The organism is Comamonas sp. GB3 AK4-5 (assembly GCF_041320665.1).
Classification (GTDB): domain Bacteria; phylum Pseudomonadota; class Gammaproteobacteria; order Burkholderiales; family Burkholderiaceae_C; genus Comamonas.
Map to the genome: position 1 here is coordinate 3,044,367 of NZ_CP166730.1, position 23,715 is coordinate 3,068,081.

General features: G+C 61.7%; 19 protein-coding genes, 3 tRNA genes and 1 pseudogene. 9 read left to right on the top strand and 14 right to left on the bottom strand.

The features are described from left to right. Nucleotides 1-32 precede the first annotated feature (32 nt). The 4 genes and pseudogenes from ACA027_RS13710 to ACA027_RS13725 all read left to right on the top strand — a co-directional run bounded on the left by ACA027_RS13710 (nucleotide 33) and on the right by ACA027_RS13725 (nucleotide 2,763). On the top strand, nucleotides 33-266 hold the full coding sequence (locus ACA027_RS13710; protein ID WP_370678779.1) for a hypothetical protein: 234 nt from the start codon (nucleotides 33-35) through the stop codon (nucleotides 264-266). A 62-nt stretch (nucleotides 267-328) separates the two neighbouring features. Continuing rightward, nucleotides 329-753: pseudogene (locus tag ACA027_RS13715) on the top strand (IS256 family transposase); the annotation flags it as partial. Between the two features lie 415 nt (nucleotides 754-1,168). Next, nucleotides 1,169-1,474, top strand: coding sequence for an H-NS family nucleoid-associated regulatory protein (locus ACA027_RS13720; protein WP_370678780.1), 306 nt, complete (start codon nucleotides 1,169-1,171; stop codon nucleotides 1,472-1,474). 140 nt (nucleotides 1,475-1,614) lie between these two features. Next, nucleotides 1,615-2,763 (top strand): fimbrial protein, encoded by a 1,149-nt coding sequence (locus ACA027_RS13725; protein ID WP_370678781.1) that lies wholly within the window; start codon nucleotides 1,615-1,617, stop codon nucleotides 2,761-2,763. A 948-nt stretch (nucleotides 2,764-3,711) separates the two neighbouring features. Here the strand turns inward: ACA027_RS13725 and ACA027_RS13730 are convergent. From ACA027_RS13730 to ACA027_RS13760, 7 genes are all read right to left on the bottom strand, one after another. Next, nucleotides 3,712-3,787: transfer RNA gene (locus ACA027_RS13730), tRNA-His, on the bottom strand. An 88-nt stretch (nucleotides 3,788-3,875) separates the two neighbouring features. Further along, nucleotides 3,876-3,951 (bottom strand) — tRNA-His (locus ACA027_RS13735). Nucleotides 3,952-4,019: 68 nt separating this feature from the next. Next, entirely contained in the window at nucleotides 4,020-5,924 is a 1,905-nt protein-coding gene (locus ACA027_RS13740; protein WP_370678782.1) for a SurA N-terminal domain-containing protein, read from the bottom strand. Between the two features lie 292 nt (nucleotides 5,925-6,216). After that, a tRNA-Val gene (locus ACA027_RS13745) sits at nucleotides 6,217-6,292 on the bottom strand. 15 nt (nucleotides 6,293-6,307) lie between these two features. Next, nucleotides 6,308-6,580, bottom strand: a complete 273-nt coding sequence (locus tag ACA027_RS13750; protein WP_370678783.1) for an HU family DNA-binding protein — start codon at nucleotides 6,578-6,580, stop codon at nucleotides 6,308-6,310. A gap of 360 nt (nucleotides 6,581-6,940) precedes the next feature. After that, nucleotides 6,941-7,507: a CDP-diacylglycerol--glycerol-3-phosphate 3-phosphatidyltransferase gene (gene pgsA / locus ACA027_RS13755; RefSeq protein ID WP_370678784.1), complete on the bottom strand. Its 567-nt coding sequence runs from the start codon at nucleotides 7,505-7,507 to the stop codon at nucleotides 6,941-6,943. 191 nt (nucleotides 7,508-7,698) lie between these two features. Further along, a protein-coding gene (locus tag ACA027_RS13760) for an IS5 family transposase (protein ID WP_370678785.1) occupies nucleotides 7,699-8,507 on the bottom strand; the annotation gives its coding sequence in 2 pieces (ribosomal slippage) (nucleotides 7,699-8,177 and nucleotides 8,177-8,507; 810 coding nt in all). A 102-nt stretch (nucleotides 8,508-8,609) separates the two neighbouring features. Here ACA027_RS13760 and ACA027_RS13765 point away from each other — a divergent pair. Beyond that, nucleotides 8,610-9,402, top strand: a protein-coding gene (locus ACA027_RS13765; RefSeq protein ID WP_370678786.1) for an IS5 family transposase whose coding sequence is annotated in 2 segments (ribosomal slippage) — nucleotides 8,610-8,869 and nucleotides 8,868-9,402 — 795 coding nt in all. Because the reading frame shifts where the segments join, the coding sequence is not laid out codon by codon here. 8 nt (nucleotides 9,403-9,410) lie between these two features. On the opposite strand, the gene uvrC is transcribed toward ACA027_RS13765, so the two are convergent. The 4 genes from uvrC to ACA027_RS13785 all read right to left on the bottom strand — a co-directional run bounded on the left by uvrC (nucleotide 9,411) and on the right by ACA027_RS13785 (nucleotide 14,875). Beyond that, nucleotides 9,411-11,354, bottom strand: coding sequence for an excinuclease ABC subunit UvrC (gene uvrC / locus ACA027_RS13770; protein ID WP_370678787.1), 1,944 nt, complete (start codon nucleotides 11,352-11,354; stop codon nucleotides 9,411-9,413). 163 nt (nucleotides 11,355-11,517) lie between these two features. Beyond that, a complete protein-coding gene (locus ACA027_RS13775) occupies nucleotides 11,518-12,507 on the bottom strand; it encodes a Bug family tripartite tricarboxylate transporter substrate binding protein (RefSeq protein WP_370678788.1) in 990 nt (329 codons plus the stop codon). Between the two features lie 155 nt (nucleotides 12,508-12,662). Then, complete coding sequence (locus ACA027_RS13780) at nucleotides 12,663-13,643, bottom strand: hydroxymethylglutaryl-CoA lyase (RefSeq protein WP_370678789.1); 981 nt, start codon at nucleotides 13,641-13,643, stop codon at nucleotides 12,663-12,665. Beyond that, nucleotides 13,640-14,875, bottom strand: coding sequence for a CaiB/BaiF CoA transferase family protein (locus tag ACA027_RS13785; RefSeq protein ID WP_370678790.1), 1,236 nt, complete (start codon nucleotides 14,873-14,875; stop codon nucleotides 13,640-13,642). Before ACA027_RS13785 ends, ACA027_RS13780 begins: the two co-directional genes overlap by 4 nt. A gap of 162 nt (nucleotides 14,876-15,037) precedes the next feature. On the opposite strand from ACA027_RS13785, the gene ACA027_RS13790 reads away from it, so the two are divergent. The 3 genes from ACA027_RS13790 (at nucleotide 15,038) to efp (ending at nucleotide 17,823) form a co-directional block, all read left to right on the top strand. Then, nucleotides 15,038-15,943 carry a LysR family transcriptional regulator gene (locus tag ACA027_RS13790; RefSeq protein ID WP_370678791.1) on the top strand — a complete coding sequence of 302 codons (906 nt, stop codon included), beginning with the start codon at nucleotides 15,038-15,040 and terminating at the stop codon, nucleotides 15,941-15,943. Nucleotides 15,944-15,952: 9 nt separating this feature from the next. Then, on the top strand, nucleotides 15,953-17,104 hold the full coding sequence (gene earP, locus ACA027_RS13795) for an elongation factor P maturation arginine rhamnosyltransferase EarP (RefSeq protein ID WP_370678792.1): 1,152 nt from the start codon (nucleotides 15,953-15,955) through the stop codon (nucleotides 17,102-17,104). Between the two features lie 164 nt (nucleotides 17,105-17,268). Continuing rightward, a complete protein-coding gene (efp, locus tag ACA027_RS13800) occupies nucleotides 17,269-17,823 on the top strand; it encodes an elongation factor P (RefSeq protein WP_370678793.1) in 555 nt (184 codons plus the stop codon). A gap of 89 nt (nucleotides 17,824-17,912) precedes the next feature. Here the strand turns inward: efp and ACA027_RS13805 are convergent, their stop codons facing one another. The 3 genes from ACA027_RS13805 to ettA form a co-directional block, all read right to left on the bottom strand. Next, the gene (locus ACA027_RS13805) at nucleotides 17,913-18,218 is read right to left on the bottom strand and encodes a hypothetical protein (RefSeq protein ID WP_370678794.1); all 306 of its coding nucleotides are present in this window, start codon (nucleotides 18,216-18,218) and stop codon (nucleotides 17,913-17,915) included. Nucleotides 18,219-18,347: 129 nt separating this feature from the next. Further along, nucleotides 18,348-19,385 (bottom strand): Bug family tripartite tricarboxylate transporter substrate binding protein, encoded by a 1,038-nt coding sequence (locus ACA027_RS13810; RefSeq protein WP_370678795.1) that lies wholly within the window; start codon nucleotides 19,383-19,385, stop codon nucleotides 18,348-18,350. 321 nt (nucleotides 19,386-19,706) lie between these two features. Continuing rightward, nucleotides 19,707-21,368 (bottom strand): energy-dependent translational throttle protein EttA, encoded by a 1,662-nt coding sequence (gene ettA / locus ACA027_RS13815; protein WP_370678796.1) that lies wholly within the window; start codon nucleotides 21,366-21,368, stop codon nucleotides 19,707-19,709. A 264-nt stretch (nucleotides 21,369-21,632) separates the two neighbouring features. Between ettA and ACA027_RS13820 the strand changes: the two genes are divergently transcribed. Further along, a complete protein-coding gene (locus tag ACA027_RS13820) occupies nucleotides 21,633-23,540 on the top strand; it encodes a DEAD/DEAH box helicase (protein WP_370678797.1) in 1,908 nt (635 codons plus the stop codon). Nucleotides 23,541-23,715: the final 175 nt, after the last annotated feature.

Sequence of the window (23,715 nt, forward strand, 5' to 3'; positions counted from 1 at the left end):
CAGTGTCAAGTCATAGGCTGGAAATTCTCAAAATGATCGATTGGGTCCCTGTAGTCTTCGTTACGTTCAAAGTTCTCATGTTCGTCACGTGCATGTTCTTCGCCATCAAGTGGCATTACGACCAGGGGAAGAAGGGTGCGGACAGACGCGCACTGCTACGCACGGGCGGCAAGGTGGCGGCCATCTTCATGCTCGCCCTCCTGGCCGTGGTGCTCTTCACCTTCGGCCTTGCCAAGACGCTCGGCATGGACTTGAACCTCCCATAAGGGCAAGACTGGTAGCGCTGGCAAAATTTTGTGTCCGCAGACAATCCATCGCGGGCGAGAGCCTGCTTGTCCGCACACAGGATGACAAGCACGAAGTCCCGCAAGAACTGCTGGCCCAGCCTGTTGGCCGACGACAAGAAATCTGAAGACTTTGTTGGCGAGAGCGGCCTACTCAAGCCACTGACCAGGCTGCTGGTGGGGAAGCCCTGAACGCAGAACTGACCGAGCACCCGGGTCACGAGCGCCATGAGGCCATGGCCAGCACCAGCGGCCGCCACGGCAGCTTCGGGCCCCATCCATTCCCAAGCACCGGCCCCCAGGAACAGCTTCAACGACAAAACCATCTCGCTGCAGGCTCCCCTAGGAAGGACGGGGCGCGAGATTCTGAGCCACCTCCCCCTTAGAGATGTACGGCGCCGAGGCCTCACCCAGCCTCATCTCATTGGTGACGGACGCCGTCAGCAACGACGTCAAGGCTTGGCTGCCACCCTCGCCCGCCATGAAGCGCTGGAAGACCTCAAGCTTGAACTCCGTTGTGCACGTCTTCATGCGGCTCCTTGAAGTTTGTCCAGCTTCTGGGGCCGCTCATATGCAGGGAGATTCCGTTTTTTCCTGACACGCTCCCGAGACAAGTCCTACTTGCGCACTGTATTCACCTGAAACGAAAGTAAGGACGTGAAACCACCCTTGCCGATGCCGGTGCAGCCCGAACCAAAGCAGAGCATCTACACCATGGGTGCTGCGCTTTGATTTTCACCGGGCCTGGGGGGCTCCTCTTAAATCCTCTCTTCTCTTTCCCCAGGCTGCCGCAAGGCACCGGCTTTTTCTTCCTTGTGAGTCGCTTCGTGCGACCTTGCCCACCCAGCCCACGCTCGGTGGGCTTTTCTTTGGGAGGAAAGACCATGAGCAGACGTTTTCGCAGCAACTTTGGCCGCCTGTGCGACGCGGCTACCGAGCGCAAGCGCGCCGACGACACCGAAGGCAGCGACCTCGATGGATTACCGCCAGCAGCAAACGCTTTGAGCGCCTCTCCCAAACTGCTGGGCCTGCGCCCCGAGCTGGAAAAGAAGATTGAAGCCGCACGGGCCCAGGCCCTGGCCAAGTACCGCAACCCGAAAACCGGTGCCATATGGGCCGGGCGCGACAAGAAGCCCGTGTGGATTCGCAGCCCCAACCGCGCAGCATTTCTGATTGCCCAAGCCAAATAACAGAGACATGAGTGCAGGCCCAGATCAGCCCTTATTTTCTCAAGGTGACCATCAATATGGATACCCATCAGATAACCAAAACAAAATTTATAGGAAAAATCCTATTTATCATCTCTTAAATATAGCGATAATAAGAAACTATGAATACTTATATATATCAAAAAGAATTATTAGATGGAATCAAGAATTTCACAAAAATTCTTATTGCATCTATATTATTTTTGATAATCACCACTCCCTTGCATGCGCAAACCAATACATGCCAAAGAAATACTGATTTTTCCGGCTCCGCCTGGGTTACACAGCCGTCAGGTTCTGAGTTCAGAAATGGCCAGGTGATAGCATCGACAAGAGGTGCAGTAACTTATTATGTTCCGCACGACCGAAACACCGTAATACTTGATGGAAGAAGCTGGAATATTGCCACAAGCCAATATTCTGTCATGGATCTACCCAAAACACCTGGGGCTGGTGTCCGCATAAAGTGGGGTGGATACTGGATTCATGGCGCTTATCAGTTCATCCATTCATATCTAGCACCAGCAGGCACTTTGTTATCAAAAAATTCTAATCAAAATCTAACGCGAGGAAAATCCAGCAAGTCCTCATATATAATCACATTTTACTATGATTATGAAATAGTAGTAACTGATAATAAATTATATAAAGGAGGAAAATTAATTATTGAAAGCACAGGAAGGGCTTTTGCATACACATCACACTCAAATGGAATCGGGTCACCTGCACCATGCATAGGCGGAACGCTTGATCTTTTGGAGGCAATAAAGGTGGGCACCACTCTGCCAGAGCTTCCAGATCCACCTACACCAACTTGTGCATCGGCTGATTTGGCACAAGTTGCCAAACTGAAACCCATTATTGCCTCTCAAGTCGCGCCCTATAGCAGCAACAGGAGTGGCGGCACGGCCGGTGAAGTGGAGTTCCAACTCATTGGCAGAAGATGCCCCAAAGGCACAACGATCAAAGCTTATTTCACAGACAATCGTTCGCCATCCAGCACCAACAATTATCTCAATTCCTCCCACTCTGATATTGGGGTGAGGCTTTATCATAAACAGAGTCAGACCCCCATACAGTTTGGACCGGCCCCATTGGGCTCCACTCTGCCATCGCGGCCCGCGGTGATAGAAGGACCTGTGACCATCACAACTACAGACATGTTCATACCCATCACTGCACAATATGTGCAGCTCCCCAGTGTGGCAGCCGGAGATGTAAAAGCAGGCAGCATGAAAGCCGCAGCCACAGTGACCTTTGTATACGATTAATCAAAGTAGTCTGCAAGAGGAACAATTTAAATTCGGGCACTGAGGCAAATAGAAGTCAAGGCCGCCCTTTAGATACATCAAACCGGACAGTGAATTTTGGCAACAATGCGCATGATTCATAAAAATAGAGGGAATGGATGTCCAAGAGAAATAAGCCGTGTCTCGTCTGCTACGGCACAGGGATTGCTTTGCTCCATGGCGGTGAAAAAATCCCGCGCAAGCACTGCTCCAGACAAGCGCACGCAGCGGGCCGCTTGTCTTTGAAGGCCTTGCTTAAGAAGCTCCGTCACACCACCAGCGATGCAGCCACCAGCTCAGACAAACCGACATAAGCCCTCGATCCCGCTTGCGCGACAACAAGCTCCTCAGCCAGAACCAGCCCCGCCAAGTCGGGGCTTTTTTATTGCCAGCAGCACGCCCTATGTACCCAGCACTCACCGGTCCGCCGAGCAGATCAAGACCTGGCTGGGGCACATGCAGGGAATCACGGCCCAAGTTGCAGTGCAATACGTTGATGTCGAGCGCTCCGACTCACCACGACGTGCCGACATTCAGCCCCATACGGGGAGACCTGTTGCACAGGCTAGGCAAGATCCAGCTGGCACGTGGCGCGGATTGCCGCTATGTTTTACCCACACGCGACAACAACACCTCTACCCAGCGCGGATTCAAAACCCTTTGACAGCGGTGCGTAACGCTGGCCCTGAAAGAAAAGGTGATGTGCCTGAAGGCAGGTTCATATTCCGCGACCTGCGGGCGTATGACGTGGCGATGCGCAAAAGGCAGCGCGCTCGCCTGCCAGAAAGGTACACAAACCCTGCCGTGACAGCCGCTGCGCATACGCGCGCCAAGGAGGTTGAGCGGAACGCTCTCTGAGCGCAAATCCAACCGCTGGAACAAAAAACAAAACCCGCTAGGCTTTTTATAGCGCTAGCGGGTTTGCTTATTTGGGGTGGCTGATGGGGCTCGAACCCACGACAACAGGAATCACAATCCTGGACTCTACCAACTGAGCTACAGCCACCGGAAGAGGTTTGCCAAGGAATGAATCCTTGGGGTTTCCTTGTCAGCATGCATCCCAAAAAGAAATGACATGGTGAAAGGAGAAAAACTGGGGTGGCTGATGGGGCTCGAACCCACGACAACAGGAATCACAATCCTGGACTCTACCAACTGAGCTACAGCCACCGTAAGAGAACGCTATTGTAGCCCGGTTTTCAGAGCCTCCAGAGAGATTCTGAAAACTTTTCTCCACCTCAGGGGCGCGGCACCTTGATCTGCACCTTGAAGCGCTTCTTCAGCATTTCGTAGTACGCAGCTCCTTCAGCCGAAGACCACAGCTGCACGTACTGCTGCGCAGCCTGGCTGGAGAAGTCCGCATTCTTGTGCTCGCTGGGCATCACCTTGTTGACCTTGACCACGGCATAGCCGGCTTGACCCAGCGACACGCCGGTCCATGCTGCGGCATCGCCTTGAACCGGCGCCACCAGCGCAGCATCGATCACTTCACGCGGCAGACCCTTGGGGTCATTGCGCGAGATCACCTGTGCTGCGGCCAGGCCCTGTGCCTTGCTGGCATCAGCCTTCCATTCGGCCAGCTTTTGCTCGCCTTGCTTCTTGGCTGCATCCGCGGCCTTGTCGGCCACCCACAGGCGCTTGACGTCGGCTTCAACGGTAGTGAAGGCTTCGGTGTGCGCAGCTTCGTAGCGCGTGATGCGGCCGGCCACCATCTGGCTGGTGCCAAATTCCACGGCCTCGGTGTTGCGCTTGGACTCCAGCGAATCGGGGGCAAACAAGGTCTGCAGGAAGCGGGCATTGGCCAAAGGACCTTCCACGCCCGGCTGCGGATTGCGCTGCACATTGCTGGCCTTTTGCACCTTCAGGCCCAGCTTCTCGGCCACAGGCTGCAGGCTGTCCGCCTGCTCATACACCAGGTTGGAGAAGGTATCGGCCACTTCGGCGTACTTGCGCTGGGCTTGTTGCTGCTGCAGCTCCTCCACAATCTTGGGGCGCAGCTGTTCATAGCTGGGCACCGGTGGCTGCTTCACATCGGTCACCTGGATGATGTGGTAGCCAAAATCGCTCTCCACCACATCGCTGATGGCGCCCTTGGTCAGGCTGAAAGCGGCTTGCTCGAACGCCGGCACCATGGCACCACGGGCAAAGAAGCCCAGGTCACCGCCTTGCGCGGCCGAGCCCGGATCTTGCGACTCCTTCTTCGCCACTTCGGCAAAGCTGTCGGGCTTGGCACGCACTTCGGCCAGCAGGGCTTCGGCCTTGGCTTTCGCCTTGGCACGTTCTTCGGCACTGGCTGACTGGGGTGCGTTGATCAGGATGTGGCTGGCGCGGCGCTCTTCTTGTACACCGGCCAGACGCTGTGCGTTTTCCTTGTAATAGGTACGCACATCGTCTTCGTTGAGTTGAATGCCTTGCTTGACCGTGTTCAGATCCAGCACCACATATTCGATGTCGGCCTGCTCGGGCTTGCGGAACTGCGCCTGCTGGGCCTCATAGAAAGCCTTGAGCTCATCCGCAGAAGGCGTGAGGCCAGCCTTGTACTGGTTGGCATCCAACATGGCCACCTGGATTTCACGGCGCTGAAGCACCGCGTTCATGGCTACATCGGTGGCAGCGGCCGTGGTGAACGCGCTGTTCATCACGCTGCCCATGACCTGGTTCAGCGCCAGTTCACGGCGCAGATTGGCCTCGAAGCCTTCGGGCGTCAGACCTTGCGACGCCACCAGTGCGCGGTAGCCATCGGCATCCAGGCTGCCATCGGGCTTGCGCAGGGAAGCAATCGCCGGAATACCCTGCAACGTACGCACCAATTGGGCGTCGCTGGTGGTCAGGTGCATTTTTTGCGCTGCAGCGACGATCACGCGGTCCCGCACCATGCGCTCCAGCGTGGCGTACTTGGCCTCGTCGGAATCCAGCAGCTTGGGGTCCAGGCCGGGCATTTCCGCACGCATGCGGTCGCTTTCCACGCGGTGGGCATTGTCCCAATCGGCCTGCGTGATGTCCTGACCATCCACACGCGCCACCGTGGGGCTGGAGGCGGTGAAGTAGTTTTGATCGATACCGACAAAAACGAACGAGGGAATGATCAGCAGGAACAGCAAGATCATCACAATCTTGGAGTTCTTGCGGATGGATTCGAGCATAGTCAAACTTTCTGAAGCTGCTGCAGATGCAAGAAAAAAGGCGAACCATTCGGCCCGCCTTGACCCGCCTGCATGTTTTTGCACGAAACATGCGGCGAAAGGGAATCACCGTCGCAAGGCCTGATTGCGACCACCAGGGCAGCAAACAGGTAAGCCGGCCCATTCTACTTGAGGCATTGCCCCTGCCCAACACTGGCACCCGCTGCACATGGGGTGAAGCCTGGCCACTGGCGAGCAAGGGCATAAAAAAAGGGCCTGGATTACTCCAGACCCTTTGTTTGCGAGGATTTGATGGTGGGTCCTGACGGTCTCGAACCGCCGACCTACTCCGTGTAAAGGAGCCGCTCTACCAACTGAGCTAAGGACCCCATCGAAACCTGTAATTAGTTCAGCGCGTCCTTCAGGGCCTTGCCTGGACGGAATTTAGGCACCTTGGCAGCCTTGATCTTGATGGAAGCACCGGTGCGGGGGTTGCGACCGGTACGTGCAGCACGCTTGCCAACGGCAAAGGTACCGAAGCCCACCAGAGAGACAGTGCCACCCTTCTTCAGGGTCTTCTTGACCGCATCGATGGTCGATTCCAGAGCACGCGCAGCGGCGGCCTTGGAAATGTCGGCATTGGTAGCGATGTGCTCAATCAGTTCTGTCTTATTCACAAGATGCCTCTCGAGAAATTGGGTTAAACATCGTGAAAGCCTGACGCTGTAGCAGCACAAGCAGGCTTTACTGTTTTGCACAGCACCGGGCGTGATTCCACGCGGGTGGCGCTGTATTGGCGAGATTCTAGACGGATTTACAGGCCTGAATTTCCAAGCGCTGTGTTTTTTCCCAAAAAGACCCACGCGTGACTTTCCGCATTGACAAAGCGGGCGGCCAACAGAAATCCGCCACGCCCCCAATACAGCCTCCCGCCGGGCCGCGCCATGGAGGCAGTCGCAGGGGCCTACCGCTATAAAAAAAAGAGCCACCCCAGCAGATAGCACCTGCTGTGCAGCCCTTTTTGTTCATGTATTTGCTTATTTCTCAACGCGGGCGCGGATCTCCGGCACGGCTTTTTGCAGGTAATACACCATGCTCCACACCGTCAGAATAGCCGCTGCCCAGATCAGCCAACGGCCCCAGTAGCCCGTATCCACCCCCCACACCGTACCGTCATAGAGCAAAAAGGGAATCGCCACCATCTGCACCGTGGTCTTGACCTTGCCGATCATGTGCACCGCCACGCTCTTGCCGGCGCCGATATGGGCCATCCACTCGCGCAGCGCAGAGATGGCAATCTCACGGCCGATGATGATCAGCGCCACAAACACATCGGCCCGCTGCAGGTGCACCAGCACCAGCAACGCGGCGCAGACCAGGAACTTGTCGGCCACCGGGTCCAGAAAGGCACCAAAGGACGAGGTCTGGTTCAGGCGGCGAGCCAGAAAGCCATCCAGCCAGTCGGTGGCAGCGAAGACGATGAACATCACGGCGGCAATCAGATTGCGGGTGCCGGGATCAAAGGGCGCGTAGAACACTCCGACGATCAAGGGAATCGCGACGATGCGCGTCCACGTCATCACAGTGGGGATGGTGAAAAACATGGGCCGATTGTGGCATGGCCCGGCCATCGGCAGCAGCGTAGCAACCACATGCACCCGTCCGGCCTGCAACTTGCCACCGTCGCGCGCAACATTGGTTGCGAAGCGAAACGCTTGCCGCACGCAGGCGCAAGCCGGCGCCCGGCATCGGCTGGCCAGAACAGGCTTAGAACGTGTTCACGTTCTTAGAGTGGCTAACACCACCGATCCACGAAGCGCGCGCAGATGATCGCTGCCGCCAATTTCAGCAGCGCTTCGTGGATATCCAGCCGTCGTTCAAAGCGGATTCGCAGCTTGCCAAAGCCTGCAAACCAGCTGTGCGTCCTCTCCACCACCCACCGGTGTTTGCCCAGCCACTCGCTGCTCTCAATGCCTCGTCTGGCAATTCGGCCCATGATGCCCCGCTGCCTCAGATGGGCTCGGCATCGCTTGAAGTCGTAGCCTTTGTCGGCGTGCAGCTTTGCCGGTCTTCTACGGGGACGTCCTGGCAGGCCAGCAATCGCAGGAATCGCGTCCACGCACCTCTCGAACATCTTGGAGTCGTGCCGGTTCGCGCCGCTGACCAAGATCACCAGCGGGATGCCTCTGGCGTCTACAACGATGTGTCGCTTGGAGCCGAGCTTGCCTCTGTCCGTGGGGTTTGGGCCCGTTTCCTGGCCCCCCGGGGGCTTGGTACCGAGGAGCCATCAATGCTGGCCCGGCTCCAATCGATTTGGTCATGTTCACGCAAGCGAGTCAGCATGGCTTGGTGCAGCTGCTCCCAGACACCAGCGGCGTTCCAGTCGCGCAGGCGCCGCCAGCAAGTCATGCCGCTGCCATAGCCCAGAGATTGGGGAAGGTCTTCCCATGGAATGCCTGTTTGCAGCACGAACAAGATACCGTTGAGGGCAGCTTCATCGCTGATTGCGAGTTTGCGCGCACCGCCTTTGGCAGAAGGCACGAAGGCTGGGATCAGGGGTTGTAGCTGTCGCCACAGTTCTTTGCTTACGGGTCGTCGTGCCATAAGGGCAGCGAGCATAACCGCTCTGCGAGGCCCTCTGGAGAAGTGGCGTTAGCCACTCTTAGAACGTGTTCAAAGTCTCGCCAGATGTGAGAAGCTCGCAGGATGAGAAAAGGCTACCCCAGCGATATCAAGCGCGAGCAGTTCGAAGTGATCCGGCCAATGCTGGAGAGTGCGCGCAAAAGGACGGCCCCACGCAAGGTGGAGCTTTACGAGGTGTTCTGCGCCGTGCTGTATCTGCTGCGCACGGGCTGCCAGTGGCGAGCGCTGCCCAGCGACTTTCCCAAGTGGCGCACGGTGCATTCGTACTGGGCGATCTGGAGCGAGCCCCGCGAGGAAGGCAGCCTGCTGGAGCAGGCTTTAAAAAAATCAGGTTGGCGCGGCCCGCGAGAAACTGGGGCGCAACGCATGCAGCGCGTTCTTGATTGTGGACGCGCAGAGCGTGAAGAACACGGACACGGCGGGGCTGAAGGGCTATGACGCGGGCAAGAAGGTCTGTGGGATCAAGCGCCACATTGCGGTGGACACGCAGGGGCTGCCACATGCCATTGCGGTGACCACGGCCGAGGTAACGGACCGCAAAGGTGCCCTGCAGGCCCTGCAGCGCTGTAAGCGGACGTTGGGGCGAGTGCAAGGCGTGCTGTGCGACAGCGGCTACGTGGGCCAGCCCTTTGCGCAGGGCGTACAAGAGATTCTGGGCGAGCACGTGACGGTGCAAATCGCCAAGAGGAGCGAGATGCACAGCTTTAAGGTCATGCCCAAGCGCTGGGTAGTGGAGCGCAGCTTCGCCTGGCTGGAGAAGAACAGAAGGTTATGGAAAAACTGCGAGCGTTGGCTCAACACCAGCTTGCAGTTCGTCCATCTGGCGTTCTTGGGGCTCTTGCTCAGGAGACTTTGAACACGCTCTTAGTGCAAGGCGCGGTAAATGTCTTCGGCCAGCGCGGCCGAGATGCCGTCCACCGTCATCAGGTCTTCCACGCTGGCGTCCTGCACGCCGCGCACCCCGCCAAAGCGCTGCAGCAGGCGTGCGCGCTTCTTGGGGCCCACACCGGGGATTTCTTCCAGGCTGCTGCTGCCGGTGCGCACCTTGGCGCGGGCCGCACGCATGCCGGTGATGGCAAAGCGGTGGGCCTCATCGCGAATCTGTGCCACCAGCATCAGCGCAGCGGAGTCATGGCCCAGGTAGACCTTGGGCCTGCCATCGGCAAACACCAGCTCTTCCAGGCCCACCTTGCGGCCCTCGCCTTTCTCCACACCTACGATGCGTGACAAGTCCAAGCCCAAGGCCGTGAACACCTCGCGCGCCATGCTGACCTGGCCCTTGCCGCCATCCACCAGCACCAGGTCGGGCAGGCGCGGCGCCCCGGCGGGCAGCTCCGCGCCACCGGCCTCGGCCAGGGCCTGCGCCACGGGCTGGTAGCGGCGCGTGAGCACCTGGCGCATGGCGGCATAGTCGTCGCCCGGCGTGATGCCGTGGATGTTGAAGCGCCGGTATTCGCTACTTTGCATCTTGTGGTGGTGGAACACCACGCAAGATGCCTGGGTGTTCTCACCCGCGGTGTGGGAGATGTCAAAGCATTCGATGGCCAGGCTCTCCAGCCCCTCCTGGGGCAGGTCCAGGGCCTCGGCCAGGGCGCGGGTGCGGGCCTGCTGCGAGCCCTCTTCGGACAGCAGCCGCGCCAGCTGGATGGCCGCGTTTTGCAGGGCCATATCGAGCCAGATGCGGCGCTGGCCGCGCGGTTGGTGCTGGCTGCTCACCTTGTAGCCGGCCTGCTGCGACAAGGCCTGGGCCAGTTGCAGATCCAGGGCCTCGCTGACCAGCAGCACCGGTGGCACGGCCACGTCGATGTAATGCTGGGCCACAAAGGCTTCCAGCACCCGCAACTCCACCGACTGGCGCTGCTCGGCGCCGTCTTCCGTGGCGTACACGCCCATGGCGTCATCCAGCTGGCTGGGGAAGTAGGCCCGGTCGCCCAGATGGCGGCCACCGCGCACCATGGCCAGGTTCACGCAGGCGCGTCCGCCCTGCACCTTGACGGCCAGGATGTCCACATCGCGGTCGTCTGCCGTCTCGATGGCCTGCTGGTGCAGCACGGTGGACAGGGCCGAAATCTGGTTGCGCACCTCGGCCGCCAGCTCAAACTCCAGCTTGTCGGAATGCCCCATCATGCGCTGCTCCATGGTCTTGAGCAGGGCATCGGTTTCGCCGCGCAGCATGGCCTCGGCGTTGCGCACATCCAGGGCATAGGCCTCGGGTGAGATCAAGTCCACGCAGGGCCCGCTGCAGCGCTTGATCTGGTAGAGCAAGCAAGGCCGGGAGCGGTTGGCAAACACCGTGTCCTCGCAGGTGCGCAGGCGGAAGACTTTTTGCAGCAGCTGTATGGTTTCCTTCACCGCCCAGGCACTGGGGTAAGGGCCAAAGTAACGGTGGCGCTTGTCCACGCTGCCCCGGTAATAGGCCATGCGAGGGAACTGCTGGCCGGGCGCACTGCCCTGTCCGTCCTTGCCCGCCAGACCGGTGATCTTCAGATAGGGATAGCTTTTGTCGTCCCTGAACAGAATGTTGTACTTGGGGTGCTGGGTCTTGATGAGGTTGTTTTCCAGCAGCAAGGCCTCGGCCTCGGAGCGCACCACCGTGGTGTCCAGGCGGACGATCTTGCTGACCATATGGCCTATGCGCGTGCCGCCATGGTCTTTCTGGAAATAACTGCCCACACGCCGCTTGAGGTTGCGGGCCTTGCCCACATAGAGCAAGGTGTCCGCCGCATCAAAGTAGCGGTAAACGCCCGGCAGCGCGGGCAGGCTGGCCACCTGGGCCAGGAGTTCGGCAGAGTGCACGTCAGAAGCCATAGCCTCTATTGTGCTGCGGCCTGGTGCCGCCCCGCACCAGGCGGGCCGCACTACCGAAAAAAGAGCTGCCGCTGTATATGGGGATTGCAGCTGCAGCTCTTTTGACCATAAAACCCGCCCACCCGCACCGGAACGCCGCACGGATGGCGGGCGAATCCTGCGCTTACTCGGCCTGGATATTGGCGGACTTCACCACCGTCGCCCAGCTCTTCAGATCGCTGGCCACCATGGCGCCCAGGGCCTTGGGCGCCATATAGTCGGCCATGGCGCCCTGCTCCTCGGCCTTTTTCTTGAATGCCGGGTCTTGCACCACCTGCTTCACATCGGCGGCCAGCTTGTCGATCACGGGCTGGGGCGTGCCCGCCGGGGCAAACAGCGCAAACCACGAAGTGGCGTTGACACCGGGCAAGCCCACTTCGGCCGTGGTGGGCACATGGGGCAGGCTGGGCAGGCGCTCCTTGCCGGTCACCGCCAGCACCTTGAGCTTGCCGCTTTGGATATGGGCCATGAAAGGTGGGGCCGTGCCAAAGGTCAGGTCCACCTGGCCGCCCAGCAAATCCTGCAGCGCCGGGCCTGTGCCCTTGTAGGGCACGTGCACCATTTGAATGCCCGCCTGCTGCTCCAGCATGGCGCCGGTCACATGCTGCAGCGAGCCATTGCCCGAGGACGCATAGTTCAGTTTGCCCACATGGGCCTTGGCGTAGGCTACCAGCTCCTTCATGTCCTTGACCGGCAAATCACCGCGCACCACGATGATTTGCGGCGCCGAGACCAGGCCGGCCACGGGCACAAAATCGCTTTGCTGCCAAGCCTGGCTCTTGCTCAGATGGGGCGAGATCACGTGAAAGCCCGAGTACTGCATCAGCAAGGTGTAGCCGTCGGCCGGGGCGCGTTTGACCTGGGCTGCGGCCAGATTGCCGTTGCCACCGCCCTTGTTTTCCACCACCACACTCTGGCCGATGACGGGCGCCAGCGCCTGGGCCACCATGCGCCCCGACAAGTCAGTAGTGCCACCGGCCGAGGCCGGCACGATGAAGGTAATGGCCTTGTTGGGATAGGCCTGGGCCCAGCTGGCGGCGGGCAAGGCCAGCGCCACAGCGGCTGCCAGGGCTGCGCCATGCAGGCGGCGGCGGGTGGTGAATGTGGTGTGCATCAAAGTCTCCTTGGGTTGATTGCCTGTCGGCTTGTTATAGGGATGCGCCCGCCCCCTGCGGGCTCCCTGCTGCTGGAAAAAACTCCATGCCGCGCAGCCCGCGCCTTGCCCCCGCAAAACCCGCCGCTGCATCGCATGCGCTCTGACCGCTGCGCTCAGCCCTTGGCCAGGGCGCGCTCGCGGATCTCCTGAAAATTCGCCGGCGGCGCATGCAGCGCCCAGCGCGGCCCGGCCTTGGCAATCTGACTGGGAATGTCGTGACCGATCAAGGCCGGCAAGGACTGGGCCGCAGCCACCACGGCCTCCAGGTCCACGCCGGTGTCATAGCCCATCAGCGCCAGCGCATGGACGATGTCCTCGGTGCAGGCATTGCCGGAGGCTCCTGGCGCATAGGGGCAGCCGCCCAGGCCACCTATGGATGCATCAAAACGGTCGGCGCCAGCAGCTATGGATGCCAGCACATTGGCCAGCGCCATGCCGCGCGTATTGTGAAAGTGCAGCGTCAGCCCCAGCTGCGGCCAACGCTCCTTGCAGGCGGCCACCAACGCCAGCACCTGGCTGGGATAGGCCATGCCCGTGGTGTCGCACAGCGTCACGCCCTGCACGCCCAGATCGGCAAAGCGCTGCACCCAGGCCAGCACCTCGGCCTGCGGCACCTCGCCCTCCATGGGGCAGCCAAAGCAGCAGGACAGCGAAACATTCACCGCCACCGCAGCCTGCTGCGCCGTAGCCACCACCTGCTGCAGAGCCGCAAACGACTGGCTGCGCTGCATGCGCAGATTGCAGAGGTTGTGGGTTTCGCTGACCGACATCACCAGATTCAGCTCGTCGGTGCGGGCATCGATGGCGCGCTCGGCGCCACGCACATTGGGCACCAGGGCGGTGTAGATGGTGCCGGGGCGGCGCTCTATCTCGCGCATCACGATCTCGCCATCGCGCAGCGCCGGAATCGCCGTGGGCGAGACAAAGGCCGTGACCTCGATCTTGGACAGCCCTGCCGCCGACAGCGCATTCACCAGCGCAATCTTGTCGGCCGTGGGCACAAAGGCCTGCTCCATCTGCAGCCCGTCGCGCGTACCCACCTCATTCATATAGATGCGGCGGCCCGCCCCCTGCCATACGTTCACCGCGCTCATTGAATGATCCCCTTGGCACGCAGCTGGGCAATCTGCTCACTGCTCAAACCCACTTCGGCCAGCACGGCATCGGTGTCGTCACCCACATGGGGGGCGCTACTGCGCACCGTGCCGGGCGTGCGTGAGAGCTTGGGCACCACGCCCGGCACTTCCACCTCATGCCCATCACGGGTGCGCTGGGTCAGAATCATCTCGCGGGCACGGTAATGCGGGTCTTCGGCAATGTCCTTGGCGGTATAGACCTTGCCGGCCGGCACGCGGGCTGCGGCCAGTTGGTCCATCACCTGCTGCACGCTCTGGCCCTGGGTCCAGGCGCCAATCACCGCATCGATTTCAGTCACCCGGGCCACACGGCCGGCGTTATCGGCCAGCTGTGGGTCGTCGGCCAAATCCTGTCGGCCAATCGTGGCCATCAAGCGTTTGAAAATGGAGTCGCCATTGCCGGCCACCAGCACCCAACCGTCCTGGCAGGGATAGGCATTCGACGGTGCAATGCCCGGCAGCGCACTGCCCGCGGCCTCACGCACGGCGCCAAAGGCGCTGTATTCGGGCAGCAGGCTTTCCATCACATTGAACACGGCCTCGTGCAGGGCCACATCGATGACCTGGCCTGGCCCGCCCTGCACCTTGCGGTGGTACAGCGCCATCATCACGCCGATCACCCCATGCAGGGCCGCCAGCGTGTCGCCAATCGACACGCCCACGCGCACCGGCACGCGACCGGGCTCGGCCGTCAGATGGCGCAGGCCGCCCATGGCTTCGCCGATCACACCAAAGCCCGGCAGATCGCGGTAGGGGCCGGTCTGGCCATAGCCGGAGATGCGCAAAATCACCAGACCGGGGTTGATGGCATGCAGCTGCTCGGGCGCCATGCCCCAGCCCTCCAGCGTGCCGGGGCGGAAGTTCTCCACCAGCACATCGGCCTCGGCAATCAGCTGGCGTGCCAGCTGCTGGGCCTCGGCCTGGCGCAGGTCCAGCGCCACCGAGCGCTTGTTGCGCGACTGCACCTGCCACCACACCGAGGTGCCGTCTTGAATCAGCCGCCAGTTGCGTAGCGGGTCGCCCGCGCCAGGGGCTTCGATCTTCACCACATCGGCGCCGAACTCGCCCAGGGTCTTGCCGCAAAAAGGCCCGGCAATCAGTTGCCCCATTTCCACCACTTTCACCCCTTGCAGCGCGCGCGGCGTGGCGGTCTGGGTGGCGGGGTCGCGTATCCATTGTGTTGTGGACATAGCTCTTTGTCTCCATTCCATGGCCCTTATCGCAAGGCCTGTCACCAGCCATCTTGCCGCCAGAGCCATGGCGTGCAAAACGCTGAAATGCGAAGCTGCCATCGCATTTGGGCATAGCCAAAGCCACCCACGGGATAATGGCCGCCCAGTTCTCCCCGCCTTATGAAACTCGACCCCGTCACCCTGCGCCTGTTTGTGGCCGTCATGGAAGAAAGCGCCATCGCCCGTGCTGCCGCGCGCGAGCATATTGCGCCCTCGGCCGCCAGCCGCCGCCTGGCCGATCTGGAGGCCCAGTTGCAGGTGGAGCTGTTCACCCGCAGCAACCGCGGCAGCCAGCCCACGGCAGCGGCCTATGCGCTCTTGAACATGGCGCGCAGCGTGCTCAATGAGCTGGACGGCATTGCCACGCAAATCAAGGACTACGGCCGTGACCACGGCAGCGGCCTGCGCGGCCATGTGCGCGTGGTGGCGAACATCTCGGCCATCACCCAGTTTCTGCCGGCGCAGCTGCAGCGTTTTCTGGCCCAGCACCCCCAGGTGGATGTGCGTCTGCAGGAGCGGGTGAGCACCGACATCGCCCGCGCCGTGGCCGACAACGAGGCCGATATCGGCCTGCTCAATGCCGGCAGCTATGGCGAAAAACTCAGCCTGCGCCCCTACCGGTGCGACCGGCTCACCGTGGTCGTGCCCCTGGGCCATGCCCTGGTGCGACGGCGCAGCGTGCGCCTGGCCGAGTTGGTGCAATACGACTGGGTGGGCATGCATGCCGGCAGCGCACTCAACCATCTGGTCACCCGTGCCGCAGCCGACCAGGGTCTGCAGCTGCGGCTGCGCATGAAGGTCACGGGCTATGACGCCCTGTGCCTGATGGTGGCCTCCGGCCTGGGCATTGGCATACTGCCCGAGGGCAGCGCCCGCCTCTACCTGGGCGCACTGCCGCTGCGCAGCATTCGTCTGCAAGAGCCCTGGGCCGAGCGCCAGCTGATGCTGTGCGTGCGCGCCACCGAGGCCCTGCCCCCCGTCACCCAGCTGCTGGCCACGCATTTGTGCCAGCCGGCCACCGATTGAAACCTGTCCATGCTTGCCTTCTTCCCCCTGCCCCTCGAGGCCCATGACTCTGTTGCAGCCCCCCGTCGCAGCTGGGATATTTTTTGCCAGGTCATAGACAACTTTGGCGATGTGGGCGTGTGCTGGCGCGCCGCGGCCGAGCTGGTGGCGCGCGGCCAGACCGTGCGGCTGTGGATGGACGATGCCAGCGCCCTGCAGTGGATGGCGCCCACGCCCCATCCCGCCGGCCTGACGGTGCATGCCTGGCCCACGCAGCTCGGCGATGCGCTCACAGACATTGGCGCTGGTGTGGGCGATGTGGTGGTCGAGGCCTTTGGCTGCGAAATCCCCGCACCCTTTGTGCAGGCCATTGCCGACCGGGCTGCGGCCGGGCAGGCGCCGGTGTGGATCAATCTGGAATACCTGTCCGCCGAAGACTATGTGGCGCGCTGCCACCGCCTGCCCTCGCGTTTGATGAGCGGGCCGGCCGCCGGGCTGACACGCTGGTTTTTCTACCCCGGTTTTACGGCCGACACCGGCGGCCTGCTGGCCGAGCAAGACCTGCCCACACGCCAGGCCGCGTTCGATCGCGCGGGCTGGCGCACGGCCCGCGGGCTGCAGGCCGGCGACTACGCCATCAGCCTGTTTTGCTACGAGCCCCCGGCCCTGGCCGAGCTGCTGGCCCAGTTGCAACCCGGCCCGCACAGTGCCGAATGGCAGCCACGGCTGCTGCTCACCCCCGGCCGCGCCACAGCCGCCGTCGACGCGGCCATGCAGGCCCAGCCAGACTTCAAAAACATAGCTAGCCATGTCCTGTCCATCTGCCCGCAGCCGCAGTTTGACGAAATGCTCTGGGCCTGCGACCTGAACCTGGTGCGCGGCGAAGATTCGCTGGTCCGGGCGCTGTGGGCCGGCCAGCCCATGGTCTGGCATATCTACCCCCAGCATGACAACGCCCACCATGCCAAGCTCAACGCCTTTCTGGACTGGCTGCAGGCCCCTGGGTCTTTACGGTCTTTCCACCATGCCTGGAATGGCATGGCGGCCCCGAGCACCCTACCCCTTCTCACGCCCCAGCTGCTGCGCGAATGGCAGGCCTGCATGCTTGCGGCGCGTCAAAGATTGCGTGCCCAGACCGGGCTGATCGGCCAGCTGCTGCAGTTCGTGGCGGAAAAAAGCTAAAATCACGCTTTTGCCTCTTCGGCCCGTCCCTCATGGCTTTTCATGCGGCGGACTGCAGCCGTAGGATGCTCCCGCCGCGGAACATGCGGCAGGCCCTTCGCCATGGAATGCCATGGACGCTCTTGCCTGCTGCGTAGAGCGGCTTCACCCTCAGCAAGACAGCTATGAAAATCGCTCAAGAAATCCGCGCCGGCAACGTGATCATGTTCGGCAAGGACCCCATGATCGTTCTGAAGACCGAATACGCCCGTGGCGGCCGTGGCGCTGCCACCGTGCGCATGAAGCTCAAGAGCCTGATCGGCAACTTCGGCACGGAAAACGTGTTCAAGGCCGACGACAAGATCGACAACGTGATCCTGGACAAGAAGGACTGCACCTACTCCTACTTCGCTGACCCGATGTATGTGTGGATGGACCCCGAATTCAACCAGTACGAAGTCGAAGCCGAAAACATGGCCGACGCTCTGAACTACCTGGAAGACGGCATGACCGCCGAAGTGGTGTTCTATGACGGCAAGGCCATCTCGGTCGAACTGCCCACCACCATCGTGCGCGAAATCACCTGGACCGAGCCAGCCGTGAAGGGTGACACCTCCGGCAAGGTGCTCAAGCCCGCCAAGATCGCTACCGGTTTTGAAGTGGCTGTGCCCCTGTTCGTGGCCCAGGAAGACAAGATCGAAATCGACACCCGCACCGGCGAATACCGCAAGCGCGTGTAATGGTGCCGCAGCCCCGGCTGCGCTCCATGCAAAAAGGCTTCCCATGGGAAGCCTTTTTTGTGTCTGCGTCTCTGCGCAAGGGCCACGCCCTAGCCCAATGCGTCGGTCGCAGCGGCAGCAGGCTCCGAAGAAGACTCCACCAGGGCCTTGACCGCAATCGACTGCAGATGCCGCAATGCGCGGCGCTGCTGCAGCACGCGCCACACATTGAACACCACCAGCACCGCGATCAGCGCGAGCAAAAACACGGCCTTGCCGCTCCACGCCCACAGGCCCACAAATACCAGCGGCGGAATGATTTCAACGGCCAGCCTCGGGGCCAGGCTGCCGCCTGCCAGGCGCTGGTAACGTTCCAGCAGCGTACGTTCGGCATGTGTCAAAGAAGCCAAAGGCATGTGTCCAGTTTCCCTTCCATGAGGAGCACGCCATGCGCTTGGCTGCTGACTCTGCACTTTATATCACCTGGATATCCAGATACAGAGTGCGCAGGCTGCTCTCTTTTTTGAATGACGGTCGCTGGCGACTCAATCCACCTTGGCACCCGAAGCCTTGACCACTGGCGCCCAGTTGGCCACTTCGCTGCGGATAAAACTGCCGAACTGCGCCGGTGTGTTGTGCTCTGCCACGGCGCCCAGCTTGGCGTAAGCCTCTTTGACCTCGGGCTTGTCGAAGGCCGCGTTCATGGCCTTGTTGAGCTTGTCCACGATGGGCTTGGGCGTGCCCTTGGGGGCGATCAGGCCAAACCAGCTGCTGACGTCAAAACGCTCCACACCGCTTTCCTCCAGGGTGGGCAGATCGGGAGCCGAGGGTGAGCGCGTCTTCGTGGTCACGGCCAGGGCCTTGAGCTTGCCGCCCTGCACCTGGGGCCAGGCCGAGGGCATGTTGTCGAACATGAACTGCACCTGGTTGCCCATCAAATCGGTCAAGGCCGGGGCGCTGCCCTTGTAGGGCACATGCTGGGTCTGCAGGCCGGTGCGCACCTTGAACAGCTCGGCCGCCATGTGGATGGAGGTGCCGCTACCCGAGGAGGCATAGGACACCTTGTCGTTGTTGGCCTTGGCCCAGGCGATCAGCTCCTTCACATTCTTGGCCGGCACGCTGGGGTGGACCACCAGCACATTGGGCACCTTGGCGCCCAGGGCCACGGCCTCGAAGTCACGGTTCAGGTCGAACTTCACATTCGGGTAGAGCGTCTGATTGATGGCGCTGGTCACGGCCACAAACAGCAGGGTGTAGCCATCGGGCTGGGCGGCGGCCACCAGGTCGGTGGCGATATTGCTGCCGCCGCCGGGCTTGTTGTCCACCATAAAGGTCTGGCCCAGGGCCTGTGTCAGCTCCTTGGCCATGATGCGCGCCACCACGTCGGTGGTGCCACCGGCCGAAAAGCCCACCACGATGCGCACGGGCTTGGCGGGATAGGTGCCGCTGGCCTGGCTCTGCGCCTGAGCGGGCAGTTGCAGGCCCAGCGCCCCCACAGCCAGCAGACCGGCAGCCGCCTGGATGAGATGGCGGCGTGCGCCGGAAGCCGAGGTGCGAGCGGTGAAAGAGGTTGCGGTGGCCATAGGGGGAAAGTCTCCTGTCGTTTTTTATGGAAAAGCCGGCGCCCCCCCGCGTATTCAGGGCTGACTGCCGGCCCCGCAAATCTAGACCCAAGCCTTACGCCCCACCACTGGGACTTGTCCCCGCTGGCTGTGCCTTGCGCGACAACGAGCTGACCGCACTCGCCTGGCGAGCAAAAGCCTGGAAACGCTTATTCCATCTGCACAGAGAGCTCTTTTTTCAGGAGTCTTCAGAATGCAGAACCCCGCAGCGGCGCATAAAAAAGGCTTCCCGAAGGAAGCCTTGTGCGGTGCATGCCGGCCTGCAGGCCGGCAGCAAAGACCTTACTTGAGGGCCTTGTAGCGGAAGCGCTTGGGCTGCGCGCCCTCTTCGCCCAGACGCTTTTTCTTGTCGGCCTCGTACTCCTGGTAGTTGCCGTCGAAGAACACCCATTGCGAGTCGCCTTCGGCCGCCAGGATGTGGGTGGCAATACGGTCGAGGAACCAGCGGTCGTGGGAGATGACCATCACGGTACCGGCGTATTCCAGCAGCGCGTCTTCCAGCGCACGCAGGGTTTCCACGTCCAAGTCGTTGGAGGGTTCGTCCAGCATCAGCACGTTGCCGCCCTGGATCAGGGTCTTGGCCAGGTGCAGACGGCCGCGCTCACCACCGGAGAGGTTGCCGACCTTCTTTTGCTGGTCCTGGCCGTTGAAGTTGAAGCGACCGCAGTAGGCGCGCGAGGCCATCTGGAACTTGCCGATGTTCAGCATGTCCAGGCCGCCCGAGACGTCTTCCCACACGGTTTTTTCGTTGGCCAGCGCATCGCGGTGCTGGTCGACGAAAGCCATCTTCACGGTCGAGCCGATGTCCACGGTGCCGGAATCGGGCTGTTCCTTGCCGGCAATCAGCTTGAACAAGGTCGACTTACCGGCGCCGTTGGGGCCGATGATGCCGACGATGGCGCCAGCAGGCACATTCATGCTCAGGTTGTCGATCAGCAGACGGTCGCCAAAGGCCTTGGAGACGTTGGTGAACTCAATGACCTTGCTGCCCAGACGCTCGGCCACAGGAATGAAGATTTCCTGGGTTTCGTTGCGGCGCTGGTATTCGTAATCGCTCAGCTCTTCGAAGCGGGCAATACGTGCCTTGGACTTGGCCTGGCGGCCCTTGGCGTTCTGGCGCACCCATTCCAACTCCTTCTTCAAGGCCTTGGCGCGGGCTTCTTCACCCTTTTGTTCTGCTTCCAGGCGGTTGCCCTTCTGGATCAGCCAGTCGGAGTAATTGCCCTTGTAGGGAATGCCGTGGCCACGGTCAAGTTCCAAAATCCACTCGGCCGCGTTGTCCAGGAAGTAGCGATCGTGGGTGATGGCCACCACGGTGCCGCTGAAGCGGTGCAGAAAATGCTCCAGCCACTCCACCGATTCGGCGTCCAAGTGGTTGGTGGGCTCGTCCAGCAACAGCATGTCGGGCTTGGACAGCAGCAACTTGCACAGGGCCACGCGGCGCTTTTCACCACCGGAGAGCTGGCCCACGATGGCGTCCCAGGCCGGCAGGCGCAGCGCGTCGGCGGCAATTTCCAGCTGGTGCTCGGAGTCGGTGCCGGCAGCGGCAATGATGGCTTCCAGCTCGCCCTGCTCCTTGGCCAGGGCGTCGAAGTCAGCGTCCTCTTCGGCGTAGGCCGCATACACCTCTTCCAGGCGGGCCTTGGCGTTGTTCACCTCGGCCATGGCTTCTTCCACGGCCTGGCGCACGGTGTGATCAGGGTTGAGCTGGGGTTCCTGCGGCAGATAGCCGATGGACAACCCTGCCATTGGAATGGCTTCGCCTTCGAACTCCTTGTCCACGCCCGCCATGATCTTCAGCAGCGAAGACTTTCCCGAGCCGTTCAAGCCCAGCACGCCAATCTTGGCACCCGGGAAGAAACTGAGCGAAATGTCCTTCAAGATCTGGCGCTTGGGGGGCACAGTCTTGGTCAGGTGGTTCATCGAAAAGACGTATTGAGCCATGGATATGTGAGAAAAAAGTCCGTTTTTTGGTGAGAAAACTGGGCAACCGGTGGTTGCTCCCCAACGCTGATTATCGACGCATGCGACAATATGCATAGCCAAGGGCTCCAGTTGCCCCTGGCATCAGCATTTCAGCTGGGGACGACGGACGCTGCTCCAGGCTCCCATTCCTTTGAAATCATCTGCCTAAGACTGGCCCGGCAACCACCGCAGGTTGCCCCGACAGGCTGATACCCAGCGCCCCGGACGGGCGTATCGACAACAATGACATTTGAAGAACTGAACCTGGCACCCGCCATTGTCAAAGCGGTGCTTGAACAGGGTTATGAGAACCCAACGCCTATCCAGGCCCAGGCCATTCCGGCCGTGCTGACCGGCCAGGATCTGCTGGCCGGCGCCCAAACGGGCACCGGCAAGACCGCCGCCTTCTCTCTGCCCATGCTGCACCGCCTGACACAAGGCGGCACGCAGGCTCCGGCCGGAGGTATCCGTGGTCTGGTGCTTTCGCCCACCCGTGAGCTGGCCGCCCAGATCGAAGAGAACCTGAGCGCCTACTCCAAATACCTGGGCGTGAAGTCCACCGTCATCTTTGGCGGCGTGGGCATCAAGCCCCAGGTCGACCGCATCCGCAAGGGCGTGGACATTCTGGTGGCCACCCCTGGCCGCCTGCTGGACCTGCAGCAGCAAGGTCTGGTGGATCTGTCCCAGGTCGAAATCCTGGTGCTGGACGAAGCCGACCGCATGCTGGACATGGGCTTCATCCACGACGTCAAGAAGGTGCTGGCCCTGGTGCCCAAGAACAAGCAAAGCCTGCTGTTCTCGGCCACCTTCAGCGATGACATCCGCGAGCTGGCCAACTCCCTGCTCAAGAACCCCCAGTCCATCCAGGTCACGCCCAGCAACACCACGGTGCAACGCATCACCCAGGTGATCCACCCCGTGGGCCGTGGCAAGAAAAAAGAAGTGCTGCTGCACATCATCCGCGAGCACGACTGGAGCCAGGTGCTGGTCTTCACCCGCACCAAGTTCGGCGCCAACAACGTGGCCGACTACCTGACCAAGCATGGCGTCAGCGCCATGGCGCTGCACGGCAACAAGAGCCAAAGCGCCCGTACCCAGGCCCTGGCCGGCTTCAAGACCGGTGAGCTGCGCGCCCTGGTGGCCACCGACATCGCTGCCCGTGGCATCGACATCGACGAGCTGCCACACGTGGTGAACTACGAAATCCCCAACGTGCCCGAAGACTATGTGCACCGCATCGGCCGCACGGGCCGTGCCGGCCGCGAAGGCCATGCCGTCAGCCTGGTGTGCATGGACGAAGAAGGTTTCATGATGGAGATCGAGCGCTTCACCAAGCAGGAGATCCCGGTGCAAGTGCTGGAAGGCTTTGGCCCCGAAGAAAACGAAAGGGCTGAACCCATCGCCATGGGCCGCCAGACCATCTGGGGCGGCGCCGGCAAGCCCCCCAGCCGCGACGTCATGCAGGCAGCAGCCAAGGCTGCACGCCAGGAAATGATGGACCGCATCCGCACCAACAAGGTCGCCCAAGGCGATCGTGGCGCCAGCAAGGGCAAGGGTCCACGCCCCGCCCAAGCCGGCCAGGGCGCAGCCGTCGGTGAAGACGGACAACGCCGCAGCGGCAACGGCGGCAACCGCCGTGGTGGCAACGAGCAGGGCCGTGCACCCCGTCCCGAATTCGCGGGCGATGCCGACAGCCAGCAACGCCGCAACGGCCAGGGCTTCAACCGCTCGCGCCAGCGCCCCTCGCGCGATACACCGCGCGCCGATGGTCCCCGTGGCGATGCACCTCGTGGTGACTACCCACGCGACGGCATGCGCGATGCACCCCGCAGCCAGCCACAACGCCAAACCCGTGATGGCTATGAAGGCCCGAGCCGTTTTGACGACCAACCGCCTCGCGCCAATGCCCACCTGGGCACCCATGTGGGCGTGATCCGCAATGCCGCACCCCGTGGCAACAGCGGTGGCAATGGCGGCCAGCCTGATCCGATGCGCACCAGCGTGGACAGCATGGCCGACCGTGGCCGTCGTGGCGGCTTCGGCGGCGGCGGCAACCGCCGTGGTGGCAACAGCGGTGGTGGTGGTGGCGGCGGTTTTGGTGGCGGCAACGGCGGTGGCAACAACCGCCGTGGCGGCGGCTTCAACCGCTAAACCACTCCCGCCAGGCAGGTCCAGCACCTGCCTGCGCGGCGCAGCCACGGCCTGGGCTGCGCCTGCGGGCAGCAAGCGACTTTGTTCGCCTGCTCCCCTGTGCGTACGCCCAACCCGGTCTGGCTAGCAGCTAACATGCCGAGCATCCGTGCTCCGCGCACGCAGCCTTCGCAGA

Coding starts and splice junctions, on each gene's coding strand:
- ACA027_RS13710 (WP_370678779.1), top strand. CDS start 33: ATGATCGATTGGGTCCCTGTAGTCTTCGTTACGTTCAAAGTTCTCATG.
- ACA027_RS13720 (WP_370678780.1), top strand. CDS start 1,169: ATGAGCAGACGTTTTCGCAGCAACTTTGGCCGCCTGTGCGACGCGGCT.
- ACA027_RS13725 (WP_370678781.1), top strand. CDS start 1,615: ATGAATACTTATATATATCAAAAAGAATTATTAGATGGAATCAAGAAT.
- ACA027_RS13740 (WP_370678782.1), bottom strand. CDS start 5,924: ATGCTCGAATCCATCCGCAAGAACTCCAAGATTGTGATGATCTTGCTG.
- pgsA (WP_370678784.1), bottom strand. CDS start 7,507: ATGTTTTTCACCATCCCCACTGTGATGACGTGGACGCGCATCGTCGCG.
- uvrC (WP_370678787.1), bottom strand. CDS start 11,354: ATGGCTTCTGACGTGCACTCTGCCGAACTCCTGGCCCAGGTGGCCAGC.
- ACA027_RS13775 (WP_370678788.1), bottom strand. CDS start 12,507: ATGCACACCACATTCACCACCCGCCGCCGCCTGCATGGCGCAGCCCTG.
- ACA027_RS13780 (WP_370678789.1), bottom strand. CDS start 13,643: ATGAGCGCGGTGAACGTATGGCAGGGGGCGGGCCGCCGCATCTATATG.
- ACA027_RS13785 (WP_370678790.1), bottom strand. CDS start 14,875: ATGTCCACAACACAATGGATACGCGACCCCGCCACCCAGACCGCCACG.
- ACA027_RS13790 (WP_370678791.1), top strand. CDS start 15,038: ATGAAACTCGACCCCGTCACCCTGCGCCTGTTTGTGGCCGTCATGGAA.
- earP (WP_370678792.1), top strand. CDS start 15,953: ATGCTTGCCTTCTTCCCCCTGCCCCTCGAGGCCCATGACTCTGTTGCA.
- efp (WP_370678793.1), top strand. CDS start 17,269: ATGAAAATCGCTCAAGAAATCCGCGCCGGCAACGTGATCATGTTCGGC.
- ACA027_RS13805 (WP_370678794.1), bottom strand. CDS start 18,218: ATGCCTTTGGCTTCTTTGACACATGCCGAACGTACGCTGCTGGAACGT.
- ACA027_RS13810 (WP_370678795.1), bottom strand. CDS start 19,385: ATGGCCACCGCAACCTCTTTCACCGCTCGCACCTCGGCTTCCGGCGCA.
- ettA (WP_370678796.1), bottom strand. CDS start 21,368: ATGGCTCAATACGTCTTTTCGATGAACCACCTGACCAAGACTGTGCCC.
- ACA027_RS13820 (WP_370678797.1), top strand. CDS start 21,633: ATGACATTTGAAGAACTGAACCTGGCACCCGCCATTGTCAAAGCGGTG.